Here is a 20,347-nt window from a genome sequence, read left to right as displayed (position 1 = left end):
TCTGCCTCAATTCGCGCCATCGCGGATCAGCGACAGCTCCGAGACGCCAACCGCCTTCAGACGGTCAAGCACGGCGACCGCCTGCTGCAGCGCCACGCCGGACGCCGGCCGAACGAGCACCCGTTGATCCGGCGCTGTTTCGAGGCGCGTGGCGATGCGGCTCGCCAGTGCGTCGAGAGAAACCGTTTCGCCGGACAGACGAAGGCTATCGCTGCGCACCTCCACCAGCAGAGCGCCCTCGACCGACGTCCCGGCCGCTGCCTGAGCCGGTGCGTTCAGCTCGATCGCCCGCCAGTCGAGAAAGCTGGACGCCAGCATAAAGAAGATCAGCAGAATGAAGACCACATCGATCAGCGGCGTCAGGCTTATCAGCGCGCGCCGCCGCGCGGCCTTACTCGCCAGCCGCTGCGGGGACGGGACGGAAGCCTGCGGCGGCATGGTTCCGGTCCTCCTCAGTTTCGGCAGAGAGGTCGTCCGTGAAAACACAGGTCACGGTGTTGTCCATTTCATGGGCCAGCCGGTCGACCCTCCGCTCCAGCCAGTTCAGCAGGGCAACGACGGGGATCGCGACCGCCAAGCCGACGGCCGTCGTGAGCAGCGCTTCCCAGATGCCGCCAGATAGAATGGCCGGGTTAACCTGATTGCCCGCCGCCTCCAACTGGCGAAAAGCCTCGATCATGCCGAGCACTGTGCCGAACAGTCCAAGCAGCGGCGCCAGGGAGGCGATGACTTCCAACGGCCGAAACCAGCTCCGCAGGGCTTCGAGAACATCGGTTCCGTACCGCAGGACTTCTTCGCGCACGCGCGCCTCCGGCAGACCTCGACGCTGGCCGCGCATAGCGCGCGCGAGCGCTTGTGCCACGGGATTCCGGGAGCTATCGGCCAGGTTCAATGCCTCGCCGGCTCGACCGGTCCGCCAGAGCCACAAGGCCTCCTGCGCCGTGCGGCCATCGCCAAGGCGCGCGGCCCGAAACTGCCAGAGTTTGACGAAGACGATCGCCAGAGACACCACGGACATAACGGCCAGGATCGCAACAACCGGACCTCCGGCCTGAAACAGCTCAAGGCCCTGTTCCAGAAGGCTCGGCGGGTTCGCCGGGTCACCGAAAGCTCCGTCGGCGTTTAGGCCGGCAGCCTCGGGCGCAGACGGGTTAAGCCCGTCGACGCCGCTGCTGCTGGCGTCAGAATCCGCCGCGTTCGCAGCTTCGGTTTGTTCGCTCATGTTTACCGATCCTCGACCAAATCCCACCGGGCCCAGACAGCCGGGTTGCTGTCGGCTCCACCACCTTTCTGAGAATGAGTGTCAGTTTCAGCACGAAGTGCGGTTTCGTTCAACCCCGATCGCGCGGTCCGGATCGGCCTATCTTGCAAGGGCGTCAGTCCTCCGCGGGAAGCGTCAGCAGAACCAGCCGTTCGACGCCGGCGCCCTCCAGCAAGTTCAAGACGGTGATCACGCGATTCGCGTCGCTGCGCCCGTCGGCCTTCAGCCGAACCGGGATAACCTCAGGCCCCGCTAGACGCTGCGCGATCAGACGGGTCAAGGCTTCGTCGCTGACGACATCACCCTCGAACCCCAGGCGTCCGTCAGCACCGAGCAGCACGAGGATCTGCCGCGCCTCGGGCGAACGCTCGCTGGAAGAGCTTGGCGGCGTAATGGCGAAGGCGTCGGGTGCAGCCAGACGCCCCGCCAACATGAAGAATATGAGCACGACGAAAATCACATCGATGAGCGGCGTAAGGCCGATTGTCGCCTCTCGGTGACGGCGCCGCTGCAAGGCCGACACCACGGATCTTTCTGGAAAAAGTGCCGTCATGACGTCTCCAGACTTTGAAACCGGACTTTCGACAGAGATGCAGGCCGAACGCTGAGACCGTCTACACAACGCGACACCATAAGTTGCCGCAATTGCGTATCATTCTCAATAAAGCTTGACCAAAGGGCAAGAGGTTTGGACTCTGTCGGCCATTCCGGCAACGCGAAGACATCGCTGGTCGGAGGATGAAAGGCACAGCCAAGTCGATGCAGACGATCCGGATCCCGGCCGCTTTTCTGTGCGCTCTACTCTGTCTCGGAGGACCGACGAAGACTGTGGCTGCCGAGACAGAGTTTTCGATGCCCGGCCCTGAGGGTCCGCTGTCAGGGACTTTGCTGCGACCGGCCGATACCCCCGACGCCCCGGTAGTCTTGATCATCCCCGGATCGGGTCCGACCGACAGGAACGGAAACAGCCCACTGGGCGTCGCCGCTTCGAGTTACGCCCTGCTCGCCGAAGGGTTGGCGGATCTGGGAATCGCGTCTCTGCGGACCGACAAACGAGGGCTCGGCGGTAGCGCCGGGGCCATCGGGGATCCCAACGCCGTCACGATCGCCGACTACGCGGCCGACACGAAAGCCTGGGTCGCCGCGGTTCAGGCGGAGACCAAAGCCGGCTGCGTCTGGCTGGCCGGACACAGTGAAGGGGCCCTGATCGCACTGGTCGCGGCACAGGATCCTCAAAACATCTGCGGTCTACTGCTGCTTGCCGGCCCCGGCCGTCCGTTGGGGCAGATCCTGCGCGAGCAGCTTGCGGCAGGCCTTGGCGATCCAAAAGTCGTCGCGCAGGCGAACGCTGCGATCCTGGCTCTGGAAAGGGGGCAGAGAGTCGACAGCGGCTTGTTGGACTCAAGTCTTTCGCCGCTGTTCGACCCAAGTCTTCAGGGCTTTCTAGTCAGCCTCTTTTCCTACGATCCGGCAGACTTGATCGCCGCCCTGAACATGCCGCTTCTGATCCTGCAAGGGCAGGAGGACTTGCAGATCGGCGAGAGCGATGCCAGGCGCCTGCAGGACGCAAATTCACAGGCCGAGCTGACTCTGCTCGAGACCGTCAACCACATGCTCAAGTCGGTGACACCTGGCGATCGGCAGGACAACCTGCAGAGCTACGGCGACCCGCATCGGCCGATCTCCGACCAAGTCGTTCGAACGATCCACAGCTTCGTTTCAAAGCATGAGGACGATTGAGCTTGGCTTACAGGCATCTCTCAAGCCGAGCGTCATAAGGTCGCCCATAGAGGCGTAAATCCCGAGACCTTCGATTTCCAACTTGAAAATGCAAATCATTTGCATCATAGCTTTTGTTGACGACAGATGACTTCATCATAAGTCGCATTTGAGAATGCGTCGCACTCGCGATCAAATATCTGAACGAACGAGATCGACTGACAGAATGTCGCGGGACGAAGAACAAACCGGCAGCGGTCGGACAGTCGAGCGGGGCGCGACGCTCCGCATCGACAGTGCCAACCTGCTCGCTGGCGCGCGTGAAATTCTGATCGAACACAAGGGGGAAACCTATCGGCTGCGCTGTACGAGCAACGGCAAGCTGATCTTGACGAAGTAGATAAGGTCAAAAAATCGGCGAAGGTCCGTGGCAAGGACCTACAGCCAAGAGTGTTTACCGCGTCCGAGCCAGCCACCGACGGCCTCTCCTCCATCGCACAGAGGCCCAGGCAGCCCGCCAGGACGCATGTTCCAGCGAGAACATGCGCTTTGAGAGGGGCTGACGGAGATGAGGAAGACGCTTTGGAGCGTCGCACCGCTGAGCTTGGCGGCGGCGACGGTCGTACTGAGTGAATCGGCATCGGCACAGGATGCAGGTGAAATGGCGCCGATAACCCAGGAAAGTACGGAGATCGCGCAGCGCGGCGGCGAGACGCCGCTGCGCATGGACACCATATCCGTAACGGCGACACGCAACGAAATCGATCCTTTCATCTATCCGGGGATGGTCACGGTGATCGATCGCAGCGAGATACAGAACCTGCAGCCTTCGACGCCGGACGACGTGTTGAAGCTGGTTCCGAATGTGGAGTTCAGCGGCGGTCCACGCCGAACGGGCGAGGTGCCCTCGATCCGCAGTTTTTCGGGCCCTGACGTTCTGATCCTGCTCGACGGCGCCCGGCAGAACTTCGGCTCGGGACACGACGGCCGCTTCTTTCTAGATCCCAGCCTGCTGCGCAGCGTCGAGGTTCTGCGCGGTCCGGCTTCGGCCCTCTACGGCAGCGGCGGCACGGGCGGCGTGATCGAGTTCCGCACAGTGACTCCCGACGACTTCCTGGCCCCCGGCGAGACCTTCGGGGCGCGGGTCGGCGCCGGCGTGCAAACCGTCAATGAGGAGTTGCTCGGCACCTTCACGGCCTACGGGAAGCCGCTCGAAGGGCTCGATCTGCTCGGCAGCGTCACGGTTCGGGACTCCGGCGACATCGAGCTTGGCGATGGCAACCGGCTCGATAACACCGACGACTCGATCCTATCGGGACTGGTGAAAGGCGGCATCGACCTAGGCGACCACCACCGGGTCGAGGCGAGCTACCTCCGCTTCGCGAACGACGCAGAGGAGCCGAACAACGGACAGGGCCTCGGTGGAAACGATTTGGTCGACAAGGAAATCCGGTCGGACAACGTTCGCTTGGCCTACAGCTTCAACGATCCGGGCAACCGTTGGATCGACCTGGATATCGCCGGCTATTACACGGCCTTCCAGGCCGACGAGCTGCGCTTGGAGGAGACACTTTCGGGCCCGAGGGGCGAGCTGCTGAAACGCGATGTCGAGACCCTCGGTTTTCGGCTCGACAACCGGTCGCGCTTCAATCTGGCGGACGGAGCCGAGGTGACCTTCACCTACGGCACGGAGGTCTATCGCGATGAACAGGACGGTGCCGCCGGCGACGGCGAGCGAGGCGGCGTACCCGACGCCGAATCTCTGTTCGCCGGCTTCTTCGGCCAAGCGGAATTCAATCTGACGAACCCTCTCGGACTGCCTGGAGAACTGCTCATTCTCCCTGGCCTGCGCTTCGACCGCTACGAGTCGAGCAGTGATGACGTCGACGACGACAACGTGGAGAGCCGCCTGTCGCCGCGCATTGGCTTCAGCTACCTGCCACAGGAGTGGTTGCTAGTGTTCGCGAATTACGCCGAAGCCTTCCGGGCCCCGACCTTCGACGAGCTGTTTCGAACAGGGATTCATTTCCGGTCCGGCCCCATCGTCAATCGCTTCGTTCCAAATCCAGACCTGAAGCCGCAAACGACTCAAACGGTCGAATTCGGCGGCGGACTCACATTCGAGGATACGGCTTTTCCTGATGACTCCTTCGATATCAAGGCCACACATTTTCGCATCTGGGGCGATGACTTCATCAATCAAAGTGTTAATTTCTTTGAAAGCACCACCACCGTTGATAACGTTCCAGAGGCTGAACTTTGGGGCAGCGAGATCGAGGCGAGTTACGAGAACGACCGGATTCTTCTTGGCTTCGGCTTCTCCATGATCGACGGCGAGAACGAGGACACCGGTGAGAAGTTGGGGGGGCTCACTCCCAATACCTACACATTCAACACCGGCCTCAAGCTCCCCGAGATCGACTCCCTGATCGGCTGGCGCGCCGTCATCGCTCAGGAATTCGACGAGGTGAACAACGACGCGCAGCGGCGCCAGCCCTACGACGTCCACGACTTCTACTTCGCCTATCAGCCATCCGCCGGACTGCTGGAGGGTTTTCGCCTCGATCTCGGCATCGACAATGCCTTCGACGAAGAGTACGCGCGGGTCTTCACCGGCGCGAACGAAGCCGGGCGGAACTTCAAGGCCGCCGTCAGCTACAGCCTAAACTGGTGAGACACGATAGATGAGAGACAAGAAGCCCTGGATTCTCGCCCTCCTGATCGCCGCAAGCAGCGCAAGTCCAGCCGCCGCTCAGGAGGTCGCACGCGTGATCTCCGTCGGCGGCTCCATCACCGAAATCGTCTATGAGCTGGGCGCGGGAGACAGGCTGGTCGCCGTCGATACGACAAGCAGCTATCCGCCGCAGGCAGACGACCTGCCGGATGTCGGCTATATGCGTCAGCTCTCGGCGGAGCCGATCCTGGCTTTGGAGCCCGACCTGCTGCTTCTGGTCGAGGATGCGGGCCCGCCGGCCACGATCGAACAGCTGCGGGCGGCTGGCGTTTCGATCGTCACCCTACCCGACCAACCGACGCTGGACGGCATACGACAGAAGGTCAGGCAGGTCGCGCAGGCACTCGACCTCAACGAGGCCGGCGAGCAGCTCGTGACCCAGATCGAGTCGGCTCAGCAGGACGTGGCGGCGAAGCTGGCGGACCTGCCGGAGCGACCCAGCGTTCTGTTCCTGCTGTCCGTCGGCACGGGCGCCCCGCTGGCAGCTGGAACGGAAACCTCGGCGGCCGGCATCATCGAGATGGCGGGCGGTCGCAATGCGCTGGCGGACTTCACGGGCTTTCGGCCGCTGTCACCCGAAGCGGCGGCGGCAACCCGCGCGGAAGTCGTCCTGGTGACCGACCGAACGCTGGAGCGCCTAGGCGGTCGCGACGCCTTGCTCTCCCGCCCCGAACTGGCGGCCAGTCCCGCGGCCGAGGCCGGCCGTCTCGTTTCGATGGACGGCCTCCTGCTGCTCGGCTTCGGTCCGCGAACGCCGCAAGCCGTCGCCGAACTGGCCGAGGCGCTCCATCCGGACTTGGCAGAGGCCCGTTAGGCCCATGGCCGTCCTGGCCGCCCGCGACACCGCCGGCACCTTGCGCGGCCAAGCCGCAAAGGCGCGCTGGGCGCTGATGCTTTTGAGCGGCGGTCTGGGTGTCGCCTTTCTACTGTCTGTCGGGATCGGCGCCGTCGCGATCTCACCGCTGCAAGTGCTCTCGATCCTGCTTGAACAGCTCGGCATCGCCGGGCTGTCGGCCCACGAGTCGATGCAGGAGACCGTCCTGCTGGCCATCCGGCTTCCCCGCGCCTGCCTGGCCGTTCTCGTGGGGGCTGCCCTTGCGGTCGCAGGCGCCAGCCTGCAAGGGCTCTTCCGCAACCCCCTTGCCGACCCCGGCCTGATCGGGGTGTCGACCGGGGCTGCCCTGGGCGCCGCCGGCGTGATCGTGCTCGGCGGGAGTCTGTCGCTCGGCTTGTCCGCAGCGTGGCTCGACCTGCTCCTGCCATTAGCGGCATTCGGAGGCGGCCTTGGCACGACCCTTCTAGTCTATCGCATCGCCAGCCGCGAGGGTCGGACCGAGGTCGCAACCATGCTGCTGGCCGGTATCGCCCTGAACGCCATAGCCGCAGCCGCGATCGGCCTACTGATCTTCATCAGCGACGATCAGGCCCTGAGGGATCTGAACTTCTGGCTGCTGGGCAGTCTGGGCGGGATCACCTGGGACCGGCTGCTGATCGCCGCCCCCTTGATGCTGGCTCCGGCAATGGCCTTGCCGCTGCTCGCACGGCCTCTCAACGGTCTGCTTCTGGGCGAGACGGAAGCCCTGCACCTCGGTTTCGATGTGGAGCGCGTCAAGCGTATCGCCATTCTGCTCACGGCCCTGGCCGTCGGCGCCTCCGTGGCCCTCACGGGCGTCATCGGCTTCGTCGGGCTGGTGGTGCCTCACCTGGTTCGTCTGACCCTGGGGCCGGATCACCGCCTGCTGCTGCCCGCCTCCGCCCTGCTCGGTGCGATCCTACTGCTTCTCGCCGATCTGCTGGCGCGCACGGTGGTGCTGCCGGCCGAACTGCCGATCGGGATCCTGACCAGTTGCGTCGGCGGTCCCTTCTTTCTCTGGTTGCTGCTGCGTCGACGTGGCCTGGGTCTCTGGTGATGCTAAACGCTGCCGATCTGCACTTCACCCGCCAGGGCAATGCCATCCTCCGGGGCGTCGATCTCACCCTCGAACCGGCAGAAGTGACGGCCCTGATCGGCCCGAACGGTGCCGGAAAGTCCACGTTGCTTCACCTGCTGTCTGGTGCGCTGACGCCCGACGGCGGCAGGGTCACCTTGGACGGACGCCCTCTGGCCGACTGGCCGCGCGCCGATCTCGCCCGGCGCCGCGCCGTGCTGCCCCAGTCGTTGGAACTCACCTTTCCCTTCCGGGTTTTGGAAGTCGTCCTGATGGGGCGCAGCGCGTACAACGGCCGCTCCAGCCTGGCTCATGACCTGGATGTGGCCGCAGCGGCGCTGGAGGAAGTCGACGCCGCACATTTGGCCGAGCGGATCTACCCGACGCTGTCGGGCGGCGAGCGCCAAAGGGTGCAGCTTGCCCGGGTCATGGCGCAGATCTGGCCCGAGGCGGGCGACCATCGACCGGGCATTCTGCTGCTCGACGAGCCGACCAACAACCTGGACCTCACACATCAGCACCGCCTGCTCGCGTTTGCGCGCCGCTTGGCAGAGGGGGGCGTGGCTGTGCTGGCGGTTCTACACGACCCCAATCTGGCCGCGCTCTACGCGGATAGGCTGGTGTTGCTGGCCGAAGGGCGTGTCCAATCCACCGGTACAGTGGACAGCGTACTGACCGCACCCCAAATCGAAAGGGCCTTCAAGCTGAAGGTGGCAATCCAACGCCACCCAACCCGGGACTGCCCGCACCTGATTCCGCTGTAACCGGAACCGCTAGAGACAACCGGAAAGGATAGAACGCCATGTTCATCGCCATGAACCGCTTCCGCGTCGTGAAGGGCCGAGAGGAGGATTTCGAAACCGTCTGGCGGGGCCGCGACAGCCGGCTGAAAGGCCTGCCCGGTTTCGTTGAGTTTCATCTGCTCAAGGGCCCGGACGGCGAGGACCATACGCTCTACGCCAGCCATACGATCTGGCGGACGCGGGCGGATTTCGAAGCCTGGACCCAGTCCGATGCCTTTCGCCAAGCACACAAAGGCGCTGGGGAGACGAAGGGCATGTACCTGGGCGGTCCCCAGTTCGAGGGCTTCGAGGTCGTTCTGGAGCTCACCGAAGCAGCGGAGTGAGCCCTCCTCCCGACCGGAGCGGCGTTTACGGCTCAGCTTCGTAAGGGTCGTTGGGAGACCCGAGAAGAGACTAACCGGAGGAGTCCGACGTCACCTCGGACTCCTCCCGCGCCTCCAACTCCCGCTCGAAGGTCGAGATCAGCTTGTGTTTGAGGATCTTGCCCGTCGCCGCCGCCGGAAGTCTTTCGGCGATGACGATGCGCTCCGGTCGCTTGTAACCCGAGAGAAGATTCGAGACGTGCGCCTTCAGGCCCGCCTCGTCGATCCGGCCGGGCGCGTCGATCTGTACGAAAGCCAGAACCTCCTCGTTACCGCCCTCAAGGCTACGGCCGATGACGGCGGCCTGCACCACGGCGGGATGATCGTTTAAGGCGGCCTCGACCTCTTGCGGATAAACGTTGAACCCGCCACGGATGATCAATTCCTTGGCGCGACCGACGATGTGCAGACGGCCTTGGTCGTCAAGGCGGCCGAGATCGCCGGTGTGTAGCCAGCCGTCGGAGTCCAGCGTCCTCGCCGTTTCCGCAGGGTTGCGGTAGTAGCCTTTCATGACATGCGGTCCTCGGGTCAGAACCTCGCCAACGTCCTCTCCGCCGCCGACGGCGGTCTCGTCGATCTTCACTTCGACCCCCGGCAGAGGACGACCGACGGAGATATCCGGGTCGCCGATGGGGTTGACCGTCGCGCAGATGCCGGCGGTGCTCTCGGTCATGCCGTAGCCGTTCTGCAGGGGAATGCCGTAGAAGGCCTCCGCCTTGCGTTTCCACATCGGGTCTAGCGGCGCCGCACCCGAGGAGACGTAGCGCAGGGCGCTGCCTTCCAGTGTCTCGTGCCCCCGGGCATGGGTGTACTGCATCAGGAGCGCATGCATCTGCGGAACCGCAGGCAGGATCGTCACGCCTTCCGTCAGCGCCCTGTGAAGGGCCTCGGGGCTGAAGCGCGCCTCCAGCTTGATCGTGGCTCCCGCATGGGTCGCCGCCATAATCATAGACGCCAACCCGAAGACGTGAGTCATCGGTAAGACGCCATAGACGATATCGCCGGGCTGCATGCCCCTGAGTTCCGCCGACGCCTGACCTGCGAAACGCAGATTGTCGTGGGTCAGCATGACGCCCTTCGGCTGCCCGGTGGTCCCGGTGGTCAAAAGCATGACCGCAACGTCGTCGTCCGGTTCGGGGGCGCTGGGATAAGGCGTCGCTAAAGCAACGGAGCCGAAACCGCCGTCCCGGGGCTGCGCGCTCAGGCGCTCTGCGTGAGCGGCCGCATCGGGAGAGGCTCCGACCGTGAACACGACTGCGCGCGGAGTGGCAAAGGCGAGAATGCGGTCGATCTCGGGCGCCGCCAAGCGGGCATTGACCGGCAATGCCCAGGCACCCAAGCGAGAGGCGGCGAAAATGAAAGCCACGGCGGCTGCAGAGTTCTCGGCCAGGATAAGAAGCCGGTCGCCTGGCTCTACGCCTTCGGCCAGCAGCAGACCTACGGCCTCCTCCGAGGCAGCCTTGAGCGATAGATAGCTGAAGCGTGCACCATCGGTATCTATGACCGCCACCGCCGCGCCCTGCGCCTCTGCTTGCCGATCAAGAGTCTCATGTATGCGCGTCATGTTCTTCGCTCCGCCGGAACGCGCTTGAACACGCCGGTCGCGGTCGCCAGCAGACGCTTCTGTTCGTCCCGCAGACTCCCATCGATGTAAAGTAGACTGCGTCCGCCGCCCGTGACCTGCCCCATGGCCGTCACCCGGCCCGAACTGGTCGGCGCAAGGAACTGCGTGGTCAGGGAGATCGTCAGGAAGGGCACACGACCAGTGTCGTCCACGGTCAAACTGGCGGTCGCGCCGCAGACGCTGTCGAGCAAAGTCGCCGCGATGCCGCCATGCAGAACACCGTGCCGATTTAGGTGGCGAGCGTCGAGGTCGAGCCAACAGCGTGCGCGTTTGTCCGCCTGGCCGACATCCAGGACATAGCCAATGAGACGTTGCGGTCCGGTTTCGTCGCGGATCAACGCTTCAGCCGGAGACGACGTGGTTAAGGAGACGTCAGCCATGGCTGAAAGCGATAAAGCGTTCCAGGTGATGATCCGTGTCGCCGAGACGGTGGTCAAGCATAACGATCCGTTTGGCAAGGTGCGCCAACTCGTACTCCTGCGACAAGGCGATGCCGCCGTGCAGTTGAATGCTTTCCTCGGCCACCAGCCGGCCGACGCGGCCGATCAGATTTTTGGCCGCGCTTACGTGGCGTTCCCGGCTGCAACGCTCGTCGGCCATATGTCCCGCCGCCAGAATCACGGCGGAACGGGCCTGTTCCAACTCGATCACGAGATCGGCCAGTCGGTGTTGAAGCGCCTGAAAGGTGCCGATCGGACGGCCGAACTGCTTGCGTGTCTCCAGATAGGCGATCGTCAGACTCTTGGCCGTCTCCATGGCACCGAGGGTCTCGGCGGAAAGGGCGACGTTGGCCATGGCGACCCGCCGCTCGATGGCGGGGAAGGCTTCGCCGGCAGGACCCAAACGGGCCGAGGCCGGAACACAAACCCGCTCCAGCTCCACCTCGGCGGCACGCGCCCCGCCCATCAGCGGGTAGCCGCGCAGAACGATCCCTTCGCTGTCTGTCGGGACGAGGAACAGTGAAAGGCCGGCCGGATCGCCGGGGTCTCCGCCTTCACGCGCCGTCACCACCAGAGCCTCCGCAGCCTCGGCGTTGACCACGACCGACTTGCGGCCGTTCAACTCGATACCCTGCGCACCGGCTTTCGCCGTCGTTTCCACGTGGCTGAGATCGTAGCGGCTGGCGGGCTCACCGTGCGCCCAAGCCAAGTGAGCTTCGCCGCCGACGAGCCGTTCCAGAAGCTGACGCTGCGTCTCGCTACCGAGATCTGCCACCAGGCCTCCGGCCAGGACGGCGGTGTCCAGGAAGGGCTCCACGACGCCGGCGCGCCCAAGCTCTTCGAAAACCGTCGCAATATCGAAGCCGAGCCCGCCGAAGCCCCCTTGCTCTTCCGTGAAGAGCGCACCGACGATTCCGAGATCGGCCAGCTCGCGCCAGATCTCCTCGCTCATGCCCTCGTCGCTCTCGACGATGCGGTTGCGAAGCTCCGTGGTGTAGCGATCGCCAAGGTAACGCCGCAGCGTATCCTGCAGCATCTGCCGTTCGCTGGTGAGATTGAAATCCATCGTTCAGAGCTCAAGCAGGCTTTTGGCAATGATCTGACGCTGCACTTCGTTCGAGCCGCCGTAGATGGAGAGCTTGCGGTTGTTGAAGTACTGCGCCGCGACAGGTCCCGCGTAGTCTGGACCGATGGGCGGCTCGTTCGCCCCCTCCAGCGCCTCGCTGACGAAGGGCATCGCGTAAGGCCCGACGGCGCGCCGAGTCAGGTCGTTGATCTCCTGCCGGATGACCGTTCCCTTGATCTTCAGCATCGAACTTTCGACACCCGGCGCCTGTCCCTGAGCAGCCTTCGAAATCACACGAAGGTTGGTCGTCGCCATGGCCATCAGGTCGATTTCGACTTTTGCCAAGCGCGCGGCAAAGTGAGGGTTTTCGATCAACGGGCGTCCGCCCGACCGCTCGATCCGCGCAATCCGTTTCAAATGATCCAGGCCAGCAGTGGAAAAGCCGACCCCCGCGATGTTCGTGCGTTCATGGGTCAGAAGATACTTGGCGTAGGTCCAGCCCTTGTTCTCTTCCCCCACCAGATTTTCGACGGGAACCTTCACGTCGGTGAACCAGACTTCATTCACCTCCGCCGTACCGTCGAGCAGAAGAATGGGCCGCACCTCGACGCCCGGCGAGGTCATGTCGATCAGCAGGAAACTGATGCCCTCCTGCGCCTTCGCCGCCGGATCGGTACGGACAAGGCAGAAGATCATGTTGGCGTGCTGACCCAAGGTGGTCCAGGTCTTCTGCCCGTTGACGACGTAGTGGTCGCCGTCGCGAACCGCGCGCGTCTTGAGCGACGCCAGATCGCTGCCTGCACCAGGTTCCGAATAGCCCTGACACCACCAGTCCGCACCGTTGAGCACGCGGGGCAGCCAGTAGTCCTTCTGCGCTTGCGAACCGAAAGCCTGCAGCACCGGCCCCAGCATCGCGACACCGAAGGGCAGGATGCGCGGGGCATGGGCGAGCGCGCACTCCTCCTCGAAGATATGGCGCTCGACCGCGTTCCAAGCGGCGCCGCCGTACTCTTTCGGCCAGCTTCCGGCCAGCCAGCCCTTGGCGCTCAGGATCGCATGCCAAGCTTCCTGGTCTTCCTTGCTCAGGCTCTTACCGGCCCGGACACGATCGGACAGGCGTGCCGGCAGGTGCTCGGTCAAAAACGCCCGCACCTCTTCGCGGAACGCCAGCTCTTCGGGAGTTTCACTCAAGTCCATGGGGGTCTCCTTCAATAAATCTCGAAAAGGCCGGCGGCGCCCATGCCGCCGCCGACACACATCGTCACCACGCCCAGCTTGGCGCCCCGACGCCGTCCCTCGCGCAGCAGATGCCCGACCATGCGCGCGCCCGTCGTGCCGAAGGGGTGACCGATCGCGATCGATCCGCCGTTGACGTTGCAGAGCTCGTCGTCGATCCCCAGCCGGTCCCGGCAGTAGAGCGCCTGAGAGGCGAAGGCCTCGTTCAGTTCCCAAAGGTCGACATCGCCAAGAGAGCGACCAGCCCGCTCCAGCAGACGCGGCACCGCATAGACCGGGCCGATTCCCATTTCGTCGGGTTCGCAACCGGCCACCGAGAAGCCGATGAAGGCGCCCAAGGGCTCCAACCCCGCCTTCGCGGCCTCCTGGGCCTCCATCAGAACCAAAGCGGCCGCACCATCGGAAAGCTGGCTCGCGTTACCGGCCGTAATGAACTGGTTGTCGCCGCGCACCGGGGAGAGTGACGCCAGACCTTCTCGCGTGGTGTCGGGCCGGTTGCATTCGTCCCCGCGCAGGGTCACAGCCTCCTCGCGGGTCTCGCCGGTTTGGCGGTCCTTCTTCGTCATGACCGTCTCGAAGGGCACGATCTCCTCGTCGAACAGACCGGCGGCCTGCGCGGCGGCGATCCTCTGTTGGCTCCGGAGGCCGTAGTCGTCTTGCGCATCCCGGCTGATGCCGTAACGCGCCGCCACGATATCCGCCGTCTCGATCATCGGCAGATAGAGCTCGGGTTTGTTCGCCTGGATCCAATCTTCCGGCGAATTGACGGGTGGCGGCTGCGTCAAAGAGATGCTCTCGACGCCGCCTGCGACCATCGCCTGGGCGCCCTCTCCGACGATAGCCTGAGCCGCTACGGCGACGGCCTGCAGTCCGGAGGCGCAGAAGCGGTTCACGGTCATTCCCGCGACACTGACCGGCAGGCCGGCACGGATCGCACTCTGCCGCGCGACGTTGCGCCCGGTCGCACCCTCCGGATAGCCGCAGCCCAGCACGCAGTCTTCGATCACCTCGGGAGCGATCCCCGCCCGCTCGACGGCAGCCTGAATCACATGTCCCGCCATGGTGGCCCCATGCGTCCGGTTCAGGGATCCCCGATGCGCCTTGGCCAGACCGGTTCGCGCGGTCGAGACGACGACAGCCTGTCTCATGCCTTCGCCTGCTTGTTCAGATCGTCGAAGTTCCGGCCCTCTTCCGCGAGACGTTGCAGGAGGGGCGCGGCTTGCCAGAAGAAGCTGTCGTCCCGGGCGAAGCCTTCGATGTCTCGCAACAGGTCGCTCAGACCCGTCATGTCGGCCCACTTCATCGGTCCGCCCCGCCAGCGCGGGAAGCCGTAGCCGTAGAGCAGGGTCACGTCGACATCAAGCGGTCGGCGCGCGATACCTTCCTCCACGACCCGAGCCCCTTCGTTCACCATCGCGGCCATATAGCGGCGTTGAATCTCTTCGTCCGTGAAGCTGCGCGGAGCGATGCCGAGCGCCTCCCTCTCGGCGGCGATAATCGCCTCGACCTCCGGGTCTTCGGCGCCACCCCGTTGGCCTTCGGTATAGAGATAGTAGCCCCGACCGGTCTTCTGTCCGTAGCGACCCAGTTCGTAGAGACGGTTGGCGTAGCTCGGTACGCGCTCTCGCGGGTCCCGGGTCGCGGCCTTGCGCTTGCGGGTCGCGTAACCGATGTCGAGGCCGGCGAGATCCGACACCGCGAAGGGGCCCATCGCGAAGCCGAAGGCCACCAGAGCCCTGTCGATCTGATAGGGACTGGCCCCGTCCAAAACCATGTGATCCGCTGCCGCGCGGTAGGTCGAGAGGATGCGATTGCCGATGAAACCGTCGCAGACGCCGGCCCGTACCGCGACCTTGCCCAAGCGCTTCGCCAGGGTGAAGCCGGTCGCCACCACCTCCGGTACAGTTCCATCGGCCACGACGATTTCCAAAAGCTTCATGACATGGGCCGGCGAGAAGAAGTGCAGGCCGATGACATCGCCGGGCCGGTCGGTTACCGCCGCGATCTCGTCGACGTCGAGATAAGAGGTATTGGTTGCCAGGACGGCGCCGGATTTTGCTACGGGTGCGAGCCGTCGAAAGACGTCGCGCTTGACCTCCATGTCCTCGAAGACGGCCTCGATCACCAGATCGGCGTCACTCAAGGCTTCGAAGTCAGCTGCCGCCGTAAAGCGCCGCGAGGTGATCTCCGCAAAAGCGGCTTCAGCGAGTTTGCCGCGCTTGACTGCAGCTCGCAGCAGCTTCTCCACCGTGTCGCGCGCTTTCGCGGCCGCCGAGGCGTCTCGTTCGACCAACACCACCATCAGGCCGGCAAGCAGAGCCGAAGTCGCGATCCCGGCCCCCATGGTTCCGCCACCGATGACACCGACGGTTGCGACCTCGCGCGCGGCGACGCCTTTCAGCTCCGGCAGCTTCGCGACCGCCCGCTCCGCGAAGAAGGCATGGATCAGTCCCTCCCGCTGCGGCGACGCCATCAAGCCGGAGAACAACTCCCGTTCGCGCGCCAACCCCTCGTCAATGGGTAGTTCGCTGGCCGACTGAACCGCCCGCACGGCGGTAGCAGGTGCGACCTGACCTTTGCCCGCCTTAAGGAGCTTGTCATGCCAGGCATCGAAGTCCACGGGCGCCGGAGCCTTCATGCCACGAATCGGTCGCGGCCCCCGCCCTTCCTCAAGTAGTCGCCGTGCATAGGCGAGGCCGACCGCCTCAGGCTCGCCCTCTGCGACTTCATCGACGATTCCGAGCTTAAGGGCTTCCTCCACCGGAACGTGCCGGCCGGAGGTGATCATCTCCAGAGCCGCTTCCGCCCCGGCGAGCCGCGGCAGACGCTGTGTCCCGCCAGCACCCGGCAGAATTCCGAGCTTCACCTCCGGGAGCCCCACCTTCGCGCCCGGAACGGCGATGCGGTAATGGGCCGAGAGGGCGACCTCCAACCCGCCGCCAAGAGCCGTACCATGCAGGCTCGCCACCACCGGCAGCGGGCTCGCCTCGATCCGGTTGCAGACTTCCGGCAGCCAGGGATCCAGCGGGGGCTTGCCGAACTCGCTGATATCGGCACCGGCGATGAAGGTCCGCCCGCTGCCGACAATAACGGCAGCCTGCGCAGTCTTCTCCGCCCAAGCGATCCCGTCCAGCAGGCCTTTCCTCACAGCCTGACTCAGGGCGTTGACCGGCGGATTCTGAACACGCAGAACCGCGACGTCACCCTGAAGATCGCAAACCACCACGTCGCTCATCTCATCCCCTTTTCAACCGCGCCGGACCAAGGCCGGACCGCGGCTCACCATTCGTTCCAGCTCCCGCACTGCGGCACTCAGCGCGGGGCCGACCTCCTGCTGCATGCGGGCGTCGGTCAAGATCTCGGGCAAGGCACCACAGCTGAAGGCGACCGGCTCACCGTACTCCTGAGCATAGAACGGCACACTGACCGCATTGATCGTCGTGGCGAAGCGCACCTCCGCCGACGCGACCGTGAAGCCTCGTGCGATCAGCTGCGCGTAACCTTGCTGACGAAAGGCCCGCAGGCGCTCGTCCGGATCCGTCGCCTCGAACCGATCGTCGTCCAAGGTCGCGACGATGGCCTGTCCGGATGACGAACCGTAGACGGGAATACGATGACCCGGCTCCAGCCAGATTGAGGCCTTTCCGACCGGCCGCCAGGTCTTGGCCAGCATCAGCTTGCGGTCGTCGCGAACCGCCAGAACCACCAGCGTGCCCGTCTTGTCGGCCAGTGCCTGCATGATGCCGGAGGCGGTATCGACGAAGGAGATCGAAGCGGTCGCGATGTTGCCCAGAGCCAGGGCCGCCGGTCCGAGTCGATAGCGGTCGTTGCGATAGGAGTGGCTGAGATAGCCGGTCTCGCAGAGTGTGAAAGCCAGTCGGGACAAAGTGCTTTTCGGCAAGCCCGTCCGCGCGGCCAGCTCCATATGGCTCAAACCGTCGTCACTGGCACGAAAGGCGCGCAACACACTGAGGCCCCGCGCCAAGGTGTTCAGGAATCGCTTGTCCGCCTTGTCGTGGTCCTTCATCGCATTCCCATCGGCAAGAGCAGCGAGATGATCGGAAAGGCGATGATCAGGATCAACACGAGGATGTCGACGCTCAGGAAGCGCGCAATCCCGGCGAAGATCTTGTCGATCGGCGCCTCCCGACCGACGACGTTGGCAATGACGAAGACGTTCAATCCGACCGGAGGAGTGATCAAACCGATTTCCAGAAGCTTGATGACCACCACGCCGAACCAGATCAGGTCCCAGCCATAGCTTTCGACCAGGGGAACCATCAGCGGCAGCGTCAGCACCATGATTCCGATGGGATCGAGGAACATGCCCAGCAGCAGGTAGATCGCCGCGATACAGATCAGCAGAACGACAACGGAGATCTCCGCCTGCGTCACCGTCTCGACGATCGCCGGAGCGACACCGGTCAGGGCGATGAAGGCGACGAAGATCTTGGCGCCTGCCGCGATGAAGAAGATCGCGGCGGTCTGTACGCAGGTCTCCTTCACGCTCTCCCAGAGGCCCGCAAGCGTCAGCTTGCCCTGCGCGAAACCGATCAGCGTCGCGGCACAGACACAGACCGCAGCGGCCTCGGTTGCCGTGAAGATGCCGCCGTAGATGCCGCCGATGATGACGATGAACAGCAGGAGTGCGGGCCAGGCCGCGAACATCGCCCGGAAGCGCTCGCGCCGGCCGATGACCTCGCCGCCGGCCGGAGCGATTTCCGGGTTGCGGTTGACCCAGACTGCGATCACCAGGACGAAGCCGATCAAGGTCAGAAGCCCCGGAAGCACACCCGCCAGGAACAGCTGACTGATCGAGGTTTCGGTGAAGATCCCATAGATGATGAAGAGAACGGAGGGCGGGATGAGCGAGCCCAGCGTACCGCCGGCCGCGACGCTCGCCGTGGCCAGACGCGGGTCGTAGCCCATGCGCAGCATCTCAGGCGTACAGATCCGACCCATGGTGGAGGCGCAGGCGATAGACGACCCCGTGATCGCTGAGAATCCACCGCAACCGACGACGGACGCCATGGCGACACCGCCAGGCAGGCGTGTCAGCCAGACCTTGGCCGCGTGGTAGATCTTGGTGGTGATGTCCGCGCGATAGGCGATGTGGCCCAACGCGACGAACAGGGGGATCATGCTCAGGTCGTAGGAGTGAATGAGGTCGAAGGAGTTCGAATAAACCATCGACGTGGTGGCACGGACGGCACGTTCGAACATGAAGTCGCCGGTCCGGAACGCGAAGATGACGAAGGACGCCACCGTCGCAACGCCAGCCAAGGCGAAGGCGATGGGCACCCGCAGCGCGAGCAGCACCAAGACCGCAGCGAAAGCGACCAATCCGATGACGGTGGGATCGATCATTCCGCTTCGGTGATCTTATGTTTGGGATCGACGACCTCGCCTCTCGCGATTGTCCGCAGATCACGCACGGCGAGTTCCGCTAACCGCAACCAACAGGCGCCAATCCCCAAGACGAAGAGCAAACGCCCCGGCCATCTGGGCAGATTCAGATCGCCGTAGAAGAAGGCGCCGGAGTTCCAGTCCCGAACCAATTCCAACCAACCTGCGTAGATGAGAGGTGAGAGCGCTAGAATGCCCGCAACGGAGCCCAGCACGATCAACCAGGAGCGTGCGCGCGGCCCCATCCGGTCGCTGACGAACTCGACGACCACGTGCGCGCGAGCGGCCGTGGCAGCGGCGAGCGGCAAGAGGATCGCCGCCACCATCAGTTCGCGAACCATGGTGACGTTGTCGGGCAATGCAGTATCGAAGACGGCCCGGGCCACCACGTTGGCGGTGATCAGCAGTCCAAGTGCGATCACCGCGACAACGCCGAGGCTCAGCAGAAAGCTCTCCAGCCGTCTCAGCATTGTCGCGGTACGCCGCTAGTTGCGTTGCCAGGGATAGCCCTGGGTATCGCGCTCTTCGGTGTAGTCGGCAATCAGACCGCGATACTCGGTCAGAAGGTCGTCGCCCGGCAGACCGACACGGCTCGCGGTATCAACCCACTCGTCGATGAAGGGTTCTCCTGCCGTAACGAGCTTGGCCCTTTCGGCTTGCGGCAAGGCGATCACCTCGACACCCTGCTCCTTCATCGCCTCGACGGCGGCGTCGTTTGCCGCCGTAATCAGCCGCCCGAACTCGTCCGCCATGTCGGAACCGACCTCGGCGAGCAGCGCCTGCTCATCCGCACTGAGGCTCTCATGCACATCCGCGTTCATGAAGATGCCGACGCCGCCGACCTGTCCCCAATCGAGCAAGGTGTAGCTGTCCATCACCTCGGCCTGCTTCAGCGCCGTCACCGCGTAACTGTAGCCCTGAGAGCAATCGAGCAACCCGGTATCGAGGCCCTGATAGGCATCGTAGATCGACATGTTGACCATATTTGCGCCGAACTCGCCGAAGACCTTGCCATAAGCTCCGGTGCCGCGAACCTTCAACCCATCGATATCGTCGGTGGTCCTGATGGCGGAGTCGGCGCAGCCGATGTGCACGGCGGAGGTCGTGAAGGTCCCGATATAGACTAGGTTCTTGTCGGCGAGGTTCTGGGCTATGGCCTCGGAACTTCGCATCAGCGAGTCCGTCGCTCGCATGCCGACCCAGGCGTCCGGGTTGTCGAGCGGCAGGTCGGAGATCCCGTAGCCTGCCATTTCCTGCGGATAGTAGACGGCAATCACCGTGCCCATATCGGCGACGCCATTGCCGACCGACTGCATAGCGGCGTTGGCCTTGAACAGGGCGCCGCCCCACTGGATGTCGATCCGCATCTCGCCGTTCGAGCGTTCCGCGACCTGATCCGCGAACCACTGCAGGGCTTGAGCGCGGGCACCGCGATTGGGACCCGCCTCGCCGTGAATTAAGACGGTATCGGCTGCCGCCCCGCTCGCAAGACCGCTGACCGCCAGCGCGAGCGCAATGGTTCTGATATGACTGTTCATACATCCTCCTCCCGTAGAGTTAGTTCTACTATGTGGAACTCAGTTCCATTTTTTTGTTAGGCTAAGTGTAAAGTGGCGCAAGATCAACGACCTTGAGCAGACTTCAGACCCGCCGCCGCAACTCTCCACGATAACGGGTGAGAATATCTCCAAGCCGGGCGATCGAGGGTTGCAAGGCACGCCGCGCCTCGTCACCCTCGCGGCCGTTCCCGAACAGCGCTCGGATGGGA

The 20,347-nt window shown here is 64.1% G+C and carries 20 protein-coding genes; 7 read left to right on the top strand and 13 right to left on the bottom strand.

Annotation, left to right across the window (positions count from 1 at the left end):
• Positions 1 to 6: 6 nt before the first annotated feature.
• The 3 genes from ACO054_RS02035 to ACO054_RS02025 form a co-directional block, all read right to left on the bottom strand.
• Positions 7 to 438: an ExbD/TolR family protein gene (locus tag ACO054_RS02035; RefSeq protein WP_421708781.1), complete on the bottom strand. Its 432-nt coding sequence runs from the start codon at positions 436 to 438 to the stop codon at positions 7 to 9.
• The gene (locus ACO054_RS02030) at positions 392 to 1,222 is read right to left on the bottom strand and encodes a MotA/TolQ/ExbB proton channel family protein (RefSeq protein WP_421708780.1); all 831 of its coding nucleotides are present in this window, start codon (positions 1,220 to 1,222) and stop codon (positions 392 to 394) included. The genes ACO054_RS02035 and ACO054_RS02030 overlap by 47 nt, the downstream gene beginning before the upstream one ends.
• A 154-nt stretch (positions 1,223 to 1,376) precedes the next feature.
• The gene (locus tag ACO054_RS02025) at positions 1,377 to 1,814 is read right to left on the bottom strand and encodes an ExbD/TolR family protein (protein WP_421708779.1); all 438 of its coding nucleotides are present in this window, start codon (positions 1,812 to 1,814) and stop codon (positions 1,377 to 1,379) included.
• Positions 1,815 to 2,113: 299 nt separating this feature from the next.
• Between ACO054_RS02025 and ACO054_RS02020 the strand changes: the two genes are divergently transcribed.
• The 7 genes from ACO054_RS02020 (at position 2,114) to ACO054_RS01990 (ending at position 8,768) form a co-directional block, all read left to right on the top strand.
• Positions 2,114 to 3,001 carry an alpha/beta hydrolase gene (locus ACO054_RS02020; RefSeq protein ID WP_421708778.1) on the top strand — a complete coding sequence of 296 codons (888 nt, stop codon included), beginning with the start codon at positions 2,114 to 2,116 and terminating at the stop codon, positions 2,999 to 3,001.
• A gap of 205 nt (positions 3,002 to 3,206) precedes the next feature.
• Positions 3,207 to 3,380, top strand: coding sequence for a hemin uptake protein HemP (gene hemP / locus ACO054_RS02015; RefSeq protein WP_421708777.1), 174 nt, complete (start codon positions 3,207 to 3,209; stop codon positions 3,378 to 3,380).
• Positions 3,381 to 3,548: 168 nt separating this feature from the next.
• A complete protein-coding gene (locus ACO054_RS02010) occupies positions 3,549 to 5,654 on the top strand; it encodes a TonB-dependent receptor domain-containing protein (protein ID WP_421708776.1) in 2,106 nt (701 codons plus the stop codon).
• Between the two features lie 10 nt (positions 5,655 to 5,664).
• Complete coding sequence (locus tag ACO054_RS02005) at positions 5,665 to 6,528, top strand: heme/hemin ABC transporter substrate-binding protein (RefSeq protein ID WP_421708775.1); 864 nt, start codon at positions 5,665 to 5,667, stop codon at positions 6,526 to 6,528.
• 4 nt (positions 6,529 to 6,532) lie between these two features.
• Complete coding sequence (locus tag ACO054_RS02000; protein ID WP_421708774.1) at positions 6,533 to 7,624, top strand: FecCD family ABC transporter permease; 1,092 nt, start codon at positions 6,533 to 6,535, stop codon at positions 7,622 to 7,624.
• Positions 7,624 to 8,406 (top strand): heme ABC transporter ATP-binding protein, encoded by a 783-nt coding sequence (locus ACO054_RS01995; protein ID WP_421708773.1) that lies wholly within the window; start codon positions 7,624 to 7,626, stop codon positions 8,404 to 8,406. Before ACO054_RS02000 ends, ACO054_RS01995 begins: the two co-directional genes overlap by 1 nt.
• A 38-nt stretch (positions 8,407 to 8,444) precedes the next feature.
• Positions 8,445 to 8,768, top strand: coding sequence for an antibiotic biosynthesis monooxygenase family protein (locus tag ACO054_RS01990; RefSeq protein ID WP_421708772.1), 324 nt, complete (start codon positions 8,445 to 8,447; stop codon positions 8,766 to 8,768).
• 70 nt (positions 8,769 to 8,838) lie between these two features.
• On the opposite strand, the gene ACO054_RS01985 is transcribed toward ACO054_RS01990, so the two are convergent.
• The 10 genes from ACO054_RS01985 to ACO054_RS01940 are packed head-to-tail and all read right to left on the bottom strand — an operon-like array spanning position 8,839 to position 20,117.
• A complete protein-coding gene (locus ACO054_RS01985; RefSeq protein WP_421708771.1) occupies positions 8,839 to 10,371 on the bottom strand; it encodes a class I adenylate-forming enzyme family protein in 1,533 nt (510 codons plus the stop codon).
• Positions 10,368 to 10,811 (bottom strand): PaaI family thioesterase, encoded by a 444-nt coding sequence (locus ACO054_RS01980; protein WP_421708770.1) that lies wholly within the window; start codon positions 10,809 to 10,811, stop codon positions 10,368 to 10,370. The genes ACO054_RS01985 and ACO054_RS01980 overlap by 4 nt, the downstream gene beginning before the upstream one ends.
• A complete protein-coding gene (locus ACO054_RS01975; protein ID WP_421708769.1) occupies positions 10,804 to 11,937 on the bottom strand; it encodes an acyl-CoA dehydrogenase family protein in 1,134 nt (377 codons plus the stop codon). Before ACO054_RS01975 ends, ACO054_RS01980 begins: the two co-directional genes overlap by 8 nt.
• Positions 11,938 to 11,940: 3 nt before the next feature.
• Entirely contained in the window at positions 11,941 to 13,134 is a 1,194-nt protein-coding gene (locus ACO054_RS01970; RefSeq protein WP_421708768.1) for an acyl-CoA dehydrogenase family protein, read from the bottom strand.
• A gap of 11 nt (positions 13,135 to 13,145) precedes the next feature.
• Positions 13,146 to 14,321: an acetyl-CoA C-acyltransferase gene (locus ACO054_RS01965; protein WP_421708767.1), complete on the bottom strand. Its 1,176-nt coding sequence runs from the start codon at positions 14,319 to 14,321 to the stop codon at positions 13,146 to 13,148.
• Positions 14,318 to 16,408 carry a 3-hydroxyacyl-CoA dehydrogenase NAD-binding domain-containing protein gene (locus ACO054_RS01960; protein ID WP_421708766.1) on the bottom strand — a complete coding sequence of 697 codons (2,091 nt, stop codon included), beginning with the start codon at positions 16,406 to 16,408 and terminating at the stop codon, positions 14,318 to 14,320. The genes ACO054_RS01965 and ACO054_RS01960 overlap by 4 nt, the downstream gene beginning before the upstream one ends.
• 12 nt (positions 16,409 to 16,420) lie before the next feature.
• On the bottom strand, positions 16,421 to 17,200 hold the full coding sequence (locus ACO054_RS01955) for an IclR family transcriptional regulator (protein WP_421708765.1): 780 nt from the start codon (positions 17,198 to 17,200) through the stop codon (positions 16,421 to 16,423).
• A complete protein-coding gene (locus tag ACO054_RS01950; protein ID WP_421708764.1) occupies positions 17,197 to 18,540 on the bottom strand; it encodes a TRAP transporter large permease in 1,344 nt (447 codons plus the stop codon). The genes ACO054_RS01955 and ACO054_RS01950 overlap by 4 nt, the downstream gene beginning before the upstream one ends.
• Positions 18,537 to 19,049 (bottom strand): TRAP transporter small permease, encoded by a 513-nt coding sequence (locus tag ACO054_RS01945; protein WP_421708763.1) that lies wholly within the window; start codon positions 19,047 to 19,049, stop codon positions 18,537 to 18,539. The genes ACO054_RS01950 and ACO054_RS01945 overlap by 4 nt, the downstream gene beginning before the upstream one ends.
• 15 nt (positions 19,050 to 19,064) lie before the next feature.
• The gene (locus tag ACO054_RS01940; protein ID WP_421708762.1) at positions 19,065 to 20,117 is read right to left on the bottom strand and encodes a C4-dicarboxylate TRAP transporter substrate-binding protein; all 1,053 of its coding nucleotides are present in this window, start codon (positions 20,115 to 20,117) and stop codon (positions 19,065 to 19,067) included.
• Between the last annotated feature and the right edge of the window lie 230 nt (positions 20,118 to 20,347).

Source organism: Algihabitans sp., assembly GCF_965226985.1.
Lineage (GTDB): Bacteria > Pseudomonadota > Alphaproteobacteria > Kiloniellales > DSM-21159 > Algihabitans.
This window is presented reverse-complemented; position numbering and strand designations above follow the sequence as displayed.

Excerpts from the sequence above, each read along its gene's own strand:
- ACO054_RS02035 (WP_421708781.1), bottom strand. The coding sequence starts at position 438 with ATGCCGCCGCAGGCTTCCGTCCCGTCCCCGCAGCGGCTGGCGAGTAAG.
- ACO054_RS01940 (WP_421708762.1), bottom strand. The coding sequence starts at position 20,117 with ATGAACAGTCATATCAGAACCATTGCGCTCGCGCTGGCGGTCAGCGGT.
- ACO054_RS01970 (WP_421708768.1), bottom strand. The coding sequence starts at position 13,134 with ATGGACTTGAGTGAAACTCCCGAAGAGCTGGCGTTCCGCGAAGAGGTG.
- ACO054_RS01985 (WP_421708771.1), bottom strand. The coding sequence starts at position 10,371 with ATGACGCGCATACATGAGACTCTTGATCGGCAAGCAGAGGCGCAGGGC.
- ACO054_RS01980 (WP_421708770.1), bottom strand. The coding sequence starts at position 10,811 with ATGGCTGACGTCTCCTTAACCACGTCGTCTCCGGCTGAAGCGTTGATC.
- ACO054_RS02020 (WP_421708778.1), top strand. The coding sequence starts at position 2,114 with ATGCCCGGCCCTGAGGGTCCGCTGTCAGGGACTTTGCTGCGACCGGCC.
- ACO054_RS02030 (WP_421708780.1), bottom strand. The coding sequence starts at position 1,222 with ATGAGCGAACAAACCGAAGCTGCGAACGCGGCGGATTCTGACGCCAGC.
- ACO054_RS01950 (WP_421708764.1), bottom strand. The coding sequence starts at position 18,540 with ATGATCGATCCCACCGTCATCGGATTGGTCGCTTTCGCTGCGGTCTTG.
- ACO054_RS01990 (WP_421708772.1), top strand. The coding sequence starts at position 8,445 with ATGTTCATCGCCATGAACCGCTTCCGCGTCGTGAAGGGCCGAGAGGAG.
- ACO054_RS01955 (WP_421708765.1), bottom strand. The coding sequence starts at position 17,200 with ATGAAGGACCACGACAAGGCGGACAAGCGATTCCTGAACACCTTGGCG.
- ACO054_RS02010 (WP_421708776.1), top strand. The coding sequence starts at position 3,549 with ATGAGGAAGACGCTTTGGAGCGTCGCACCGCTGAGCTTGGCGGCGGCG.
- ACO054_RS01960 (WP_421708766.1), bottom strand. The coding sequence starts at position 16,408 with ATGAGCGACGTGGTGGTTTGCGATCTTCAGGGTGACGTCGCGGTTCTG.
- ACO054_RS02025 (WP_421708779.1), bottom strand. The coding sequence starts at position 1,814 with ATGACGGCACTTTTTCCAGAAAGATCCGTGGTGTCGGCCTTGCAGCGG.
- ACO054_RS01975 (WP_421708769.1), bottom strand. The coding sequence starts at position 11,937 with ATGGATTTCAATCTCACCAGCGAACGGCAGATGCTGCAGGATACGCTG.
- ACO054_RS02000 (WP_421708774.1), top strand. The coding sequence starts at position 6,533 with ATGGCCGTCCTGGCCGCCCGCGACACCGCCGGCACCTTGCGCGGCCAA.
- hemP (WP_421708777.1), top strand. The coding sequence starts at position 3,207 with ATGTCGCGGGACGAAGAACAAACCGGCAGCGGTCGGACAGTCGAGCGG.
- ACO054_RS01965 (WP_421708767.1), bottom strand. The coding sequence starts at position 14,321 with ATGAGACAGGCTGTCGTCGTCTCGACCGCGCGAACCGGTCTGGCCAAG.
- ACO054_RS02005 (WP_421708775.1), top strand. The coding sequence starts at position 5,665 with ATGAGAGACAAGAAGCCCTGGATTCTCGCCCTCCTGATCGCCGCAAGC.
- ACO054_RS01995 (WP_421708773.1), top strand. The coding sequence starts at position 7,624 with ATGCTAAACGCTGCCGATCTGCACTTCACCCGCCAGGGCAATGCCATC.
- ACO054_RS01945 (WP_421708763.1), bottom strand. The coding sequence starts at position 19,049 with ATGCTGAGACGGCTGGAGAGCTTTCTGCTGAGCCTCGGCGTTGTCGCG.